Here is a 12,677-nt window from a genome sequence, read left to right as displayed (position 1 = left end):
CGAATCTCGCGCACAACGGCTTGTGCGCGTTGCACTTTGACGTCCAACTCGTCGAATGCATTGTTCGACATCGTCACCTGAAGTCCTTCGGTGCGCAGACGATCACGGGTTCGGTGTGACAGCGCATACAGACAGAACGGTCGTCTCGAAGAATCCGTCTTAGCCCTGCTCCAGTGGTAGAAGCAGGGCCATCTCGATCAGTGACGGTCTCTAAGCCTTCCCAGTGTCATGGGCCGCCAGGTATTTTCGCGCGATCGAGGCGGCGATGACACTGGTTTTGAGGTCCCATCCGGTCGCTTCGCGGAACTTCTGGGCCGTGATGTCCTATGAGTCATCGGGTATGCCCGCAAGCGCACGCGCGAACTCGGGACGCTCGAAGAACGTGCGTACCGATTCGTCACACAAGTACGTGACTGCGAAGTCCGCAGCGTCACGCGCTGCCTGCGGCGGACGGAAGAACCGTGCCAGTATCAACTTGCGAACGGTGTAGCGCACCACGCCCCGGCGCCGACAAGTGCTGCGGCTGCTCCCGCTACGCCACCCTCGAGCGAGTTCACGCCCGCCAACCTAGCCAGGACCCAGGCAACCTCTTTGAAATTCTTCGTTGCGATGAGGTGCATACACACGGTCCTCTCAATGTTGTCACTGCTAACTAATGATTTGAACAAACCACACGGTATTGCCAAGTGCCTGGGGGATGCAACACCTGGAGTTCACCTTCCGCGAGTGCAGAGAACGACCGCATGGCTGCGCTGATCCGCAGACCACGGCGTTCATAAGTCGTTGCAAGACAACGCGTAAACGAACGTTCAGCAGTGAAACGACTCGGACCTCTGCGCGAGGACGTCGCGCAGCAGCTCGCTACTCGGTGCGCACAGGGTGGTCGCGGCACACAGATGCGCGCGGCAACACTGCGGAGCAGTAGATGAAACCGGTTCCGTCCTCGAACGGTAGCGAGGTGAACGAACAAGTCCAGGATGTGCTCCGCGAGTAAACCCAGTTCAGCGAGGTGATCAGCTGATCGATGCTGGCCTCGAGGATCTTGGGAGGGTGTGCCGGCCGCATCGCATGTGGCCGCCGATCTTCTGGTCTTCGGTTCGGAGTTGGCCAGGATGCAGTGCGCCACTGCGAGTTATCCGAGCGTTGGGGTACGGACGTCGGCGGCGTCGATCGGCTGCGCTGCTGTTCAACGATTCCGACCGAGCGGGTCCTGTCGGATGCTGTGGAAGTAGGTGTCGTCGTCGAGAGTCTGCGCCGGGTGGGCCGGTTCAGCCTGTGTGGGGGCGGCGTTGCTGTCGACGAACGAGGTTATTGCCTGGGTATCGGGGTCGCTGAGGACATCCCGCATCGCCTCGTCCAACTGTGGCTGCTTGTCGCGTAGCGCTGCTCGATAGGCAGCCATGATGATGTCGGCATCTGGATGATGCAGTGCGACGAGTCGGTTCTCGGCGTCGACCTCGACGGAGATGCCACCGACCCTCCCGACGCCACGAATCTCACGCACAACCGATTGTGCGCGTTGCACTTTCGCGCCCAGCTCGTCGAATGCACCGTTGGACATCGTCACCTGGACTCCTTCGATGCGCAGATGATCACGGGGTCAGCGTCACCGGAGGCTGCGTAGCCTGTGCCCCCGGCATTTTCGCCTGGGGCAAACGACATCCCGTGTTCGCGGAGATGACGGCACCCGTGCTGCCGATGAAGATGGCCGTTCGTTCCGGGCTGTAGAAGCGAACCTGGTGTCGGCCGGGATCGTCATGGAAGATTTGATACTCGGTCGCACCCACTGCGGCAGCGAGTGCCTTGGCGTGTTCGAACACCTGCGGCCATACCGCATCCGGGATCGGCCCCTCCGACACATAGTTCTTCAGTTGGACATCGTCACCGTCGGTCCCATCGAACGGCCGACCGCAGCCGCCGACACTTCGCTCGCGAATCCAGGTCCACTTCATACCGGGCACCAGGGTGTCCACGAAGGCACCGATCTGCATGACAGTGCTCTCGAGCTGCACTTCGGTGTCCTCGAGCGACGGAAGCGATTCCAGGATCGCAGCTGAGTCCGCCGTCACGGTCGGGCTGGACTTTTCGTACGGATCATCGAGCACGTCGGATCCACATCCTGTCAGCGTGAGGACTGCGGCGACGGTCAGTGCCGTCATCCACCGTCGTGATCGGGCATCGGTCGTTCGTCTCTTGCGCATCATCGGGTCAGATCCATCAGGCCATCGAGAAGGTCCATTCCTCCGGTTTTCACTGCAGAGTCACCGATGACGAGTTGGCCTGGCACATCGGCCAGCCCGGCGACGACAACGGCCGTGTTGTACCCCGACGTACGTAGTTCGCCGTTGTCTCCCGATCTCGAGTACTCGCTGTGTCCGGTCGCTCCTTGGCGCGCCACACCATCGGCGGTCGTCGTCGCATCGGTATCGAGGTGGGTGAACTCGGACATGTAACCGGGACTCCAGCCGAAGCGGTTCATGTGCGCGACGGGATCGTCGTGCGCGGTCATCTCGTACGCGTGCCCCGGTGCGATGTTGAGCTTGTCGAGACTGCTGTCGACGAAGTCGTGGCCGGTACCAAGGCCGGGGGACCCGTAGACCATCACGTCGTCGACAATTCCCTCGGGAGTCTCCTGCAGCGCAAGCCCGGTGGTGAACGACCCGTACGAATGCCCGACCGCCGTCAGGTGCGGGTCACCGTCGTAGTTCGACGCGGCGATGCCCTCGTAGAACTGCGACAGGTCGGGCGCAGCGGCCTGAGCGTTCCACGGCTGCGCCACCTGGATCGCCCCCTTCAGGCTCTCCTCGGAGAAGTAGTCATCTTTGTCGAGTTGCGGTGCGTCGTAACCGATCCACGCAATGGTCGACACCGTCTCACCCACATGGTCGACCGTGTCGTCGAGTTGCTTCTCTGCGGTCAGCTTCATCTGTTCGCCTTCGTCAGTCATGGCGCCGATGGCACCGCCGACGGTGGTGTTCAAACCCGGCGTGGTGATCGACACGTGATCTGCGGTGTCCGGGTTTCCGACCGCTACTGCCGCATGCGTCTGCGCACCCGACTGCGTGTCGAGGAGCATCAGCATCCGGTTGGGGTCCTTGTCGATGGTGTCCCGGACGGCCTGTAGGTCCACGAGCCGATCCGACACCGATGGGTCGCAGGCCTCGGCGCGGGCCAACTCGTCGTCGAGTTTGATGCGGTTGTAGTGATCACGGTCGACGACGGGTAGGCCGTCGCGGTTGCCGATGTAGTTGTCGTGGGCGAACAGTGCGTCCTTGTCGGCCGGGGACAGCGTGGACCACAACTCGTGCAACTGCGCCGGGTCCGACGGCAGCGACGTCGTGCCGCTGATGATGTCCGATACGACCGGGCTGATAGTTGCAGCCCCGGGCGATCCCGTCGAATCGAGCTGCTGTTGCGCTGCTCGAATTGCTTGCGCCGCTTGCATTTCGCCTTCTCCGAACTGAACGAGAAGTGCCTTGATCCGTACCTGGAGTGCGTCGACTTGCGCGTCCAGTCGGTGCTGCAGCAGCATCGAGACAACTATGTCGCCAGCGAGCGGAACACTCGGGGCCGTCACGGTGCCGTCGTCGGACACCGACATGCCGACACCGGGTGCCTCGAGGTCCACGATGGCCAGCAGCGCGGTACGGATGCTGTCGAGTACGGCTCCGTGGGAGGCGTGTGCTTCGGCGACGGCGGTCACGGCCGTGTCGATGTGCGAGGCGACCAGGCTTTCCGACAGACTGCGCGCCGACGCGGCTGCTGCCGCCTCGCCCTGCCACTTGTCCATCGTCGCGTCGACCGCACGATCCATCCGGCGGACCTGGTCTGTGAACGTACTGTTCGACGCACGCAGAGCCGTGGCGTAGTCGAGCATCGTGCTCGGCTGACAACCTCGCACGTGCGAAATGGTGGTCACCGCAGCGCCCCGCCGCCGTAGCGCTGTAACTGAGAACTGAACGCCTCGTCGATGTCCTCGTAACTCGTTGCGTTCCCCTCGCACGCCGCCGACATCTCGGCGACGTTGTCGGCGATGCGTGAGTAGGCCTCGGCCGTGGTCTTGGTGCTCTGCTCGGAGGCTGGGGTTATCGGCGATCCCGGCATGGTGACCGTCGCAGCGACGCTGATTCCGGCGATCGTGTTTGCCGTATCGGCGAGTGTTCCACCGAGTGCTCGAAGCTCCTCGACATCGACTGCCAGCAGTTCGCCCACTTCTCGCCCCCCAGCGATCCATCGACGCGGTCGGACCAGCGCCATATCGCCAGCAGGCTAACACGTCGACGACGAACAACAGTGCCAGAACGGGTTGCAGATCGGGCTGTGACCAAGGTGTCTGACGAGACGAGTCATCCGGTGCAGTTGTAGGCCGGACCGTTGTAGGCAACCGCGCCGAATCTGCGGTCGGGACATGCGCTGGGGTTGAGCCAACACGCTGTTGGAGAATTTCGAGTCGGTGGTACTCGAACGATCAAAGACGAAGGTTCCTGCACCGCCGGGAGTGGTACCCGACGGTGCAGGGGAGTGGTCAACCTTGTGCGCAGAGACGGATCTCGTTGCCATCCGGCACCGGGCACGTGCCTGTCACAGCGCAGAGATGTCCGACGGATGGTGGGCCAATGGGCTCACCTCGATGCTCATGAACGGGAACAACGGCAGGTTCCACAGAATCTCGTGCAGTCGCTCGTTGTCTCGCACGTCGAAGATGCTCAGGTTGGAGTACTGGCCGACGAGCCGCCAGATGCTCACCCACTCGCCGTCGCGCTGCAGCTGCTGCGAGTAGGCTTTCTCCCGGGCGAGAGTATCGGTCCGTACGTCGGCATCGAGATCCTGTGGCAGAGCAACGTCCATCTTCACTGCAAACAGCATGTCGCTCAGGCCTTGTCGAGAACGAAGTCGTACGTCACTTCCTGGCCACCGTCGGTGTCCCGAGGATCGAGGATGAGCTCCGGCTTGACAGCATCGGCCACGTCGTCGTCGTTGTGCGGGTCACCGGGGAAGTAGAGCTGAGTGGTGATCTGCTGGTAACCGTCGGCCGCAACCTTGAGGTGCAGGTGCGCCGGACGCCATGGATGCCAGCCGGCTGCGGAGATGAGATTTCCGCAGGCACCGTCGGTCGGGATCTGATACGGCGCAGGCTTCATCGTGTGAATCCAGAACTGGCCCTGATCATCGGTGGTCACTGTGCCGCGCAGGTTCCACTCGGGGATTCCCGGTGCGAACTGCGAGTAGAAACCGCCGTCATCGGCGTGCCAGATCTCGATGACCGAATGCGGCAGCGGTGTTCCGTCGACGGCTTCGACCCGCCCCTGGAACAGCAGCGGCGTTCCCTTCTCGCCGTCGCGGGTCGGCAGAGTCGCGTTCGAACCCAGTTCGGGTGCACCCGGGACGTAGTACGGACCTTCGATGGTGCCCTTGCTTCCCTCACGGGTTTCGCCGGCCACCTCCTCGACCACATGCTCTACCCATACGTCCAGGAACAGTGGCCACTCTCCGGTCTGGCCGACACTGATCAGCCATGCCTTGAGGGCGTTGTACTCGTCGTACGTCACCTTGTGTTCGCGAATTGTCTCGTGCACAGCCGAGAGCACCTGGCGAGCAAGGAGACTGACACGCTCGGGTGGGGTATCGGCAGCCGCCTGCTTATCGGAGACGAAGCGCTGGGTGGCGTTCGCGCCCGATGCGGCTGCGGTCGCCACCTCGGCGGACAGGTCTGTCGATGCTGCATGGTCGATGCTCATGATGTACTCCTCGTATCAAAGTTGCACTCTTGTGGGCTGAAAATCATTGGTCAAGACGGTATTTCGCGAGTTTGTCCGGGTCGATGCGCACACCGAGTCCTGATCCCGGCGAGACGCTGAGTGTGCCGTCGCGTATCTCGAGACTTTCGGTGAGCAGGTCGTCGGCCATGTCGAGGAAGTTGGAGAGCTCGCCGGCCCGACGTGATGTCAGGTCGAACGCCGCACCGAAGGCAACGGTGCAGGCCGTGCCGAGCTGTCCATCGATCTGGTTGCCCATCACGACATCGACACCGAGGCCCTCGCACAGGTGATGGGTTCGCAGAGATGTCGTGAATCCGGTCCGCGCAGTCTTGATGCTGACCGCGGTGGCGGATCCGCCCAGAATCTCGCGGGTGACCTCGGCCGGTGTGGTCGCGGATTCGTCTGCTACAAAGGGAATATCGAGCTGCTGGACGAGCCAGCGGCGGCCGAGTACGTCGTCGGCCGGGCATAATTCCTCGGCGAGGGTGAGTCCGAGATCGGACATCTCTTTCATCGCGCGTGCCGACTCGGCGGCGGTCCAGCCACGATTGCCGTCGACGTACAGTTCGATTTCGGTACCGAGGCTTTCACGGAGGGCTCGCACTACAGCGATGTCGAGGTCTATCGGCCGCCGTCCGACCTTGACCTTGAACACGCCGATCCCGTAGCGCTCCCGCATCGTGGTGGCCTCGTCGACCATCGCTGCCGGAGAATCGAACCCGAGCATGTGGCTCACTCGCATCCGGTCGGTGTACCCGCCGAGGAGTTCGGTCACGGGCAGGTCGAGAGTCTGCCCCAGCGCGTCCCAGATCGCCATGTCCACCGCGGACTTGGCCGCCGGATTGCCAACTGTACGAGCCAGTTTGGCATGCACGACCTCGCGTTCGACGAGGGTGAGTCCGATGATCGCGGGGGCGAAGAGGGTCTCGATCACCGCTGCGACACCGCGCTGGGTTTCACCGTAGGTGAAAGGTCGAGGTGGTGCGTCGGCAATACCGATCACACCGTCATCGGTGTGGACCCGAACGAGTACGTGCTCGGCAGCGTGGACTTCACCGCTGGCGAATTTCAACGGCTTTCGATACGGAATCGAATAGGGGATCGCGTCGACGGCGACGATCTTCATGGCATGTCCTTCGAATGTGACGACGGAACTGATGATTCGACGGGTGGCAGTACGCCCGCGTCTTCGAGGGCACCGACGAACGCGTCGACGAGTGCGGACGGCCGCTCGCGCTGCCAGGCCAATGCCAGATCGATAGTGCTCGCGCCGGCGATATCGCGGAACACGACGCCGTTCAGTTGCAGCGCGCGTACCGATTCGGGCACCAACGCAACCCCTAGGCCGGCCGCGACGAGCGCAAGCAGGACCGAGGTATCGGGGGCCTCGTGTTCGCGCCTCGGGGTGAAACCTGCAGCGCGACAACTGGTCACCACGGCTTCGTTGACGACCGAGTGGGTATCGGCGTACATGACGAAGTCCTCGTAGGCGAGATCGGCGACGTCGAGTGAACCTTCGGTGGTGAGCCGGTGATCGACGGGCAATGCGAGCACCAATGATTCCGTGGTGATTCTGCGGAGCACCAGATCGTCGCCGGCTACCGGTGGCCGCAGCACTGCGACATCGAGATGCTCCGAGCGTAGACCGTCGACCTGCGCCGGGGTGAGCAGGTCCCCGTGGATCTCCAGAGCGATGCCTGGCAGTCTCTGCTTGATCGCGCGTGCGATAGGGGGCAATTGGTCGAAAGCGGCGGTACCGGTGAAACCGATGCGCACCAACCCGTATCGCCCCTCTGCGATCCGCCGTACTCCTCGTGCGCTCTGCTCGAGGTTGTCCAGGTTTCGAAGGGTCTCCCGATAGAAGAACTCTCCCGCAGGGGTCAAGCTCACCTGACGAGTCGTCCTGGCCAACAGAGTCACACCGAGTTCCGCCTCCAACTGCCGCACCGACTGCGACAGTGCCGGCTGGGCCAGATGTAGGCGGGTGGCGGCCTGCCCGAAGTGTCGAGTCTCGGCAACGGCCACGAAGTGATAGAGGTGCCGTAGTTCCATGACCGAGCCTTCCTGTGTGTTCTGTCGGTGACCCTGACCACACTATGGGCCGAATCCATAGATGACAAAGACCTATTTGTGGGTGATTGATAAGCGATAGCGATAAATGTCGTCGTGGGCTGGCCGCCTGACAGCGTTCGACGAACAACGCTCGGGTGGCGCGCTGTTCATCCGGCACGCCACTCGAGAAATCCAGCTCGGGCAGAGAGCCGATGTCGCTGAAGGATCTTCGTATATCGGCATCGTCGAGCCCGGCATAGCGTCGAGGACAGGAAGCAGATGCCGTGAAACCGCCGAGGAGACCGAATATGACCGACCCCACCATCGCACAGCTGTCCGCCCGTCTCGAAGTTCTGGAGTCCGAGGCCGATATCCGGCGCATTCAAGCGCGCTACATGTTCCTGTGCGATACGCCGTGTCCCGAATTCGGAGTGGACGACGATGCTCGCCGCATCGAGCTGGTGTTGGATCTGTACACCGAGGATGCCGTGTGGGAAGGGGTCGGCGAGTACTACGACGGCCAGTTCGGCCGCGCCGAGGGGAAAGATGCGATCAGGGCGCACTTCAATCGCTTCTGGGGTGAGAAAACCGATCCTGCGTTGTTGCTCAACGCGCATTACCTCACCTCGGAACAGATACACGTGGACGGCGACACAGCCGACGGCCAATGGATCCATATGCAGCCCTGGCTCTTTGCCGACGGCAAGAGTCTGTTGCGATCCAGCCGGCTCAACAACGCCTTCCGTAAGGTCGACGGCAGGTGGCTGATTTCTCGGACTCGCACCGAGAACGTGTTCGTGGCTCCGCTACCGAACAACTTCGCCGATGCGTATCCCCGCGAATCGGTGCTGCTGCGTTCCTGACCCATGGAATCGGAATTGTCAATAGGGATGTGGAATTGCCTGGGTAGGGGAACCTTTATTTCGGTGAACTTGCGCTGAAAATTGCTCGCGAATGGCCGACAGTGTTCTCTACAGCGCCGCGAGAGTAATTCATCCGTACGGCGGTCATCCAACCGAACAGGATCGATACCGATGTCCGAGCAAGTACACAACACCGAGGCCGGGACAGAACCGCAGCGTTCGAGTCTGGGACGAATTGCTTTCGCCAGCGGTGTCGGCACCTCGCTGGAATTCTATGACTTCGCGATTTACGGAACGGCTACTGCACTCGTTTTCACCGATACGTTCTTTCGGACGGGAAATGCGTGGTTCGGCACATTCATGGGTCTGGCCACCTTCGGTATCGGGTTCCTGATGGCCCCGCTCGGAGCAGTGTTCTTCGGCTGGGTCGGCGACACCTATGGTCGTCGCCGCGCGCTGCAGTTGACCTTCCTCGGGATGGGTGCTGCCACCCTGATCATCGGCTTGCTTCCGACGTACGCGCAGGTGGGCGTGGCTGCCCCGGTGTGCCTGGTTCTGCTCAGGCTGGTGCACGGACTGAGCCGTGGTGGTGAGACGGGTGGCGCCGCCGTACTGGCCATCGAGCATGCGCCGGATGACCAGCGAGCTCGGTACGGTGTATTCACCGCCCTCGGATCGCCGATCGGAACGATCCTTGCGAACGTATCGTTCGCATTGGTGCTACTGCTTCCGGCAGACACCGTCCAGGACTGGGCTTGGCGTCTTCCGTTTCTCTTCGGTGGGTTGGTTCTGGTGTTGGGGCTGTGGGTGCGCAGAGGTGTCCACGAAAGCCCGGTGTTCCGGCAGATGGTAGCCGACCGCGGTGAGGAAGCCGTTCGCGCACAAATGCCGTTCAAGGCCGTTGTGAAAAGCAATTGGCGCCGACTTCTGCTTGCTGCGGGCGTCAACGTCGGGCTGAATTCCACCACGTTCGTGCTGGCGATTTTCATGCTTTCCTACGCCACTGCGAAAGCTCCCGAAGGTCTGGGTCTCCCGCGAACCGATATCGTGTACGGCAGCATTGCCGCTTTGATACTGCACGGTGTGGCTGTGGTGATCGCCTCGCTGCTCTCCGATCGGATCGGACGCCGACCGGTGATGATGGGCGGCGCGCTGGCGACCATCGCCGCAGTACTGACCATCTTCCACATGGCTCAGTGGGGTACCGTGACGTCGGTTGTTCTCGGTTTGATGATCGGATTCACCACCACCGGTTTCCTTTTCGGACCCATGTACACCTTCTTCACCGAACTGTTCCCCAAGGAGCAACGCCAAACCGGGATGGGCATCGCGTTCCATGTCGGCGCTGTGTTGGGCGGCGGTATCGCGCCCTTGATCGCGAACCGGATCGTCGCCTTCACCGGAGACGCCTCCAACATCGGTTACTACCTGGCCGGCGTCTGCATCATTTCGCTGAGCTGCCTGTGGGTTCTTCCCGAGACAGCACCGGTTCGATTGCGGCGTAACCGAATCGCGGCAGACGCGGTTACTGCTTCCTGACGACGATCATCTGGTCGGATCAGGCCAACGACACCCGAGGAACCTCATGAACTACGCAGATTCGGTCTACATCAACGGCCGTGTTTTCACCGTGGACGCCAATTTTTCCATCACGTCGTCCGTCGCAGTGACCGGTGACGTGATCACAGTTGTCGGCACCTACGACGACGTTGCCGAACAGATCGGCCCCGATACCGCAGTGATCGACCTCGTAGGCAATACCGTCCTGCCGGGTATCAACGACTCGCATCTGCACGCGATCGCCTTCGGTTTGGATACTCCGCCGTTGTCGCTGGACGTGGCCTACCCCACGGTGAGCTCGATCGCCGACGTCGTCGGAGCCGTGCAAACAGCAGTCGACGCTGCGGCCGACGGGGAGTGGATCATCGGAACAGGCTGGGACGAGGGCTATCTGGACGAATGTCGGGATGAGTCGGGTCGGTCTCCCACCCGATGGGACCTCGATGCGGTGTCTGCGAACAACCCGGTCTTCCTGCAGGACTTCTCCCGGCACACCTCGTGGGTCAACTCGGCGGCGTTGAAGCTCGTCGGTGTCGACGAGAACACCGCTGTTCCCGAGGGCGGCCGCGCAATCAAGAACGCCGACGGAGTGCTCACGGGCATCTTCATGGAGGGCGCGCAGTCGTTGGTACAGTCGGCTCTGCCGATCCTCGACGACGCCAGACGCGAGAAAGCGGCCAGATCGGCCATAGCCTCGCTACAGCGGGAGGGGATCACGAGTTTCACCGATCCAGCACTCGGACCCGGTGGGGAAGCGCTGGCAGGCGGTGCCATGGGCAGTGGCGGTCTTGCCACCTACGCCCGGTTGGCTGCAGCCGACGAACTCGGAATCCGCGTATCGGTACTACTGCTGCCCTGTGGAATGAGCGGTACGGCAGAAGAATTCGCCGACAATTTGGCATCCATCGAGCCGCCGACCGGTCCCGACCCGCGAATGTTCCGCGTTCTCGGCGTGAAGGTGTTCGCCGACGGTATTCCGCTGAGCAAGACGTCGTGGATGCACGAGGAGTACGTCGGAGGGGGCTGCGGATCGCTCTGTGTCGGTGGCGAAACCGACGAGCGGCGCGTCGAGCAGGTCACCGAGATGATTCGCCGGGGCCACGTCGAGGGCTATCAGGTGGGCGTGCACGTGACCGGAGACCGAGCCATCGACACGGTGGCATCGGCGCTGATCGCGGCACAGCGCGATCACCCGAGAGACGACCCGCGGCACTATCTGATCCACGGGGACTTCGTCTCTCGCGAGACATTGGACAGGTTGGCCGAGGCGGGGATCGGCGTCAACATGAACCCGACGATCAAGTGGACCATCGCAGACCTCGAACCGGAATTCGTCGGTCGCGATCGGGCCGCATACGAATTTCCCTATCGGAGTGCTGCGGATGCAGGTGTCCGGCTGATGAGTAGTTCGGACGCACCCGTGACAATGCCGAATTGGCGACAAGGTCTGTCCACGATGATTCTTCGTGAGAGCAAGGCGTCGAGGACGGTGAGCGGTCCCGACCAGACCATCACGTTGGCGCAGGCTCTGCGCACCTACACGATCGATGCGGCATGGCAGGACTTCGCCGAGGACTGGAAGGGATCGATCGAGGTGGGCAAGGTTGCCGATCTCACCATCGTCGAAGGTGACTTGGAAACGATCGATCCGCACGACATACCCGCAATGGCGGTGCTGCGCACCGTCGTCGGCGGCACGGTCGTGTACGAGCGAACCCCGCAGTAGCGCGTCCGGTGGGGCGTCCTGGTCTTGATACGGTTGGTCACCAACCGCACCCGAGACGAGGACGCTATGCCGAAGGTTGTCGATCGCGACGAACGTCGCCACATGATCGTTGCTGCCGCTTGGCGTCTCATCGCAGCCCGCGGGATAGACGGGGTCAACATGCGTGACCTCGCCGCCGAAGCTGGGTACACCAACGGGGCGTTGAGCAGGTATTTCTCCGGCAAGGACGAAATATTGCGCGCTGCCTTCGAATTGGTACTCGAAGAGACCAACGCTCGAATCGAACGGTCGGTGGGAACGCACCGGGGGCTCAAAGCACTCCGCAAGGTCTGTGTCGAGATCATGCCGTTGACGGAGGAAACCCGGCTCGAAGCGCGGATTGCCATCTCGTTGTGGCAGCGCGCGCTGACCGACCGGGACATGGAGAAGTCCAACAACGACATCGTCGGTCAGTGGAGTTCACGGATCGCCGGACACCTCACCGAAGCAGTCGAGGACGCTGCTCTGACCGATATCGACGTCGATGTGTATGCGAGCCTGATCATGACCACGATCATCGGCCTTCAGGTCACCGCAGTGCTCGGGGACACCGGTACCTCACGGAAAGCGCAGCTGACGATGATCGACGCGATTCTCGACGGGCATCGACAGTGACTCGGCGGGCGTGAACTCGGCGGCTCGGGAAGCGTCGTTCGTCGCTTCCCGAGCCGCACCTGC

General features: G+C 62.2%; 12 protein-coding genes. 4 read left to right on the top strand and 8 right to left on the bottom strand.

Features of this window, described 5'->3' with window-relative positions; all coding sequences use genetic code 11:
- Positions 1-1,186: 1,186 nt before the first annotated feature.
- The 8 genes from J1M87_RS03545 to J1M87_RS03510 form a co-directional block, all read right to left on the bottom strand.
- On the bottom strand, positions 1,187-1,561 hold the full coding sequence (locus J1M87_RS03545) for a hypothetical protein (RefSeq protein ID WP_206488750.1): 375 nt from the start codon (positions 1,559-1,561) through the stop codon (positions 1,187-1,189).
- Positions 1,562-1,592: 31 nt separating this feature from the next.
- Entirely contained in the window at positions 1,593-2,204 is a 612-nt protein-coding gene (locus J1M87_RS03540) for an LppA family lipoprotein (protein WP_241256306.1), read from the bottom strand.
- Positions 2,201-3,919, bottom strand: a complete 1,719-nt coding sequence (locus J1M87_RS03535) for an alpha/beta hydrolase (RefSeq protein WP_206487867.1) — start codon at positions 3,917-3,919, stop codon at positions 2,201-2,203. Before J1M87_RS03535 ends, J1M87_RS03540 begins: the two co-directional genes overlap by 4 nt.
- Entirely contained in the window at positions 3,916-4,212 is a 297-nt protein-coding gene (locus J1M87_RS03530; protein WP_206487865.1) for a hypothetical protein, read from the bottom strand. Before J1M87_RS03530 ends, J1M87_RS03535 begins: the two co-directional genes overlap by 4 nt.
- A 369-nt stretch (positions 4,213-4,581) precedes the next feature.
- Positions 4,582-4,866: a muconolactone Delta-isomerase gene (catC, locus tag J1M87_RS03525; RefSeq protein ID WP_206487863.1), complete on the bottom strand. Its 285-nt coding sequence runs from the start codon at positions 4,864-4,866 to the stop codon at positions 4,582-4,584.
- Between the two features lie 5 nt (positions 4,867-4,871).
- Positions 4,872-5,738 (bottom strand): catechol 1,2-dioxygenase, encoded by an 867-nt coding sequence (gene catA / locus J1M87_RS03520; RefSeq protein ID WP_206487861.1) that lies wholly within the window; start codon positions 5,736-5,738, stop codon positions 4,872-4,874.
- 43 nt (positions 5,739-5,781) lie between these two features.
- Positions 5,782-6,885: a mandelate racemase/muconate lactonizing enzyme family protein gene (locus tag J1M87_RS03515; RefSeq protein WP_206487858.1), complete on the bottom strand. Its 1,104-nt coding sequence runs from the start codon at positions 6,883-6,885 to the stop codon at positions 5,782-5,784.
- Positions 6,882-7,811, bottom strand: a complete 930-nt coding sequence (locus tag J1M87_RS03510) for a LysR family transcriptional regulator (protein ID WP_206487856.1) — start codon at positions 7,809-7,811, stop codon at positions 6,882-6,884. The genes J1M87_RS03515 and J1M87_RS03510 overlap by 4 nt, the downstream gene beginning before the upstream one ends.
- Before the next feature lie 308 nt (positions 7,812-8,119).
- On the opposite strand from J1M87_RS03510, the gene J1M87_RS03505 reads away from it, so the two are divergent.
- The 4 genes from J1M87_RS03505 (at position 8,120) to J1M87_RS03490 (ending at position 12,614) form a co-directional block, all read left to right on the top strand.
- Entirely contained in the window at positions 8,120-8,674 is a 555-nt protein-coding gene (locus J1M87_RS03505) for a nuclear transport factor 2 family protein (RefSeq protein ID WP_206487854.1), read from the top strand.
- Between the two features lie 171 nt (positions 8,675-8,845).
- On the top strand, positions 8,846-10,213 hold the full coding sequence (locus J1M87_RS03500; protein WP_206487852.1) for an MFS transporter: 1,368 nt from the start codon (positions 8,846-8,848) through the stop codon (positions 10,211-10,213).
- 46 nt (positions 10,214-10,259) lie between these two features.
- Entirely contained in the window at positions 10,260-11,960 is a 1,701-nt protein-coding gene (locus tag J1M87_RS03495) for an amidohydrolase (protein ID WP_206487850.1), read from the top strand.
- A gap of 66 nt (positions 11,961-12,026) precedes the next feature.
- A complete protein-coding gene (locus J1M87_RS03490) occupies positions 12,027-12,614 on the top strand; it encodes a TetR/AcrR family transcriptional regulator (RefSeq protein ID WP_206487848.1) in 588 nt (195 codons plus the stop codon).
- The last annotated feature ends 63 nt before the right edge of the window (positions 12,615-12,677 follow it).

The organism is Rhodococcus sp. KRD162, assembly GCF_017168335.1.
In the GTDB taxonomy this organism is placed as follows: Bacteria; Actinomycetota; Actinomycetes; order Mycobacteriales; family Mycobacteriaceae; genus Rhodococcoides.
Note: the sequence above shows the minus strand (reverse complement) of the source record. Positions and strands in the feature narration are given on the sequence as shown.

Bases quoted from the DNA above. Each gene is read 5' to 3' on its own strand.
- J1M87_RS03515 (WP_206487858.1), bottom strand. From the start codon at position 6,885: ATGAAGATCGTCGCCGTCGACGCGATCCCCTATTCGATTCCGTATCGA.
- J1M87_RS03500 (WP_206487852.1), top strand. From the start codon at position 8,846: ATGTCCGAGCAAGTACACAACACCGAGGCCGGGACAGAACCGCAGCGT.
- J1M87_RS03545 (WP_206488750.1), bottom strand. From the start codon at position 1,561: ATGTCCAACGGTGCATTCGACGAGCTGGGCGCGAAAGTGCAACGCGCA.
- J1M87_RS03490 (WP_206487848.1), top strand. From the start codon at position 12,027: ATGCCGAAGGTTGTCGATCGCGACGAACGTCGCCACATGATCGTTGCT.
- J1M87_RS03505 (WP_206487854.1), top strand. From the start codon at position 8,120: ATGACCGACCCCACCATCGCACAGCTGTCCGCCCGTCTCGAAGTTCTG.
- J1M87_RS03495 (WP_206487850.1), top strand. From the start codon at position 10,260: ATGAACTACGCAGATTCGGTCTACATCAACGGCCGTGTTTTCACCGTG.
- J1M87_RS03540 (WP_241256306.1), bottom strand. From the start codon at position 2,204: ATGATGCGCAAGAGACGAACGACCGATGCCCGATCACGACGGTGGATG.
- catA (WP_206487861.1), bottom strand. From the start codon at position 5,738: ATGAGCATCGACCATGCAGCATCGACAGACCTGTCCGCCGAGGTGGCG.
- catC (WP_206487863.1), bottom strand. From the start codon at position 4,866: ATGCTGTTTGCAGTGAAGATGGACGTTGCTCTGCCACAGGATCTCGAT.
- J1M87_RS03510 (WP_206487856.1), bottom strand. From the start codon at position 7,811: ATGGAACTACGGCACCTCTATCACTTCGTGGCCGTTGCCGAGACTCGA.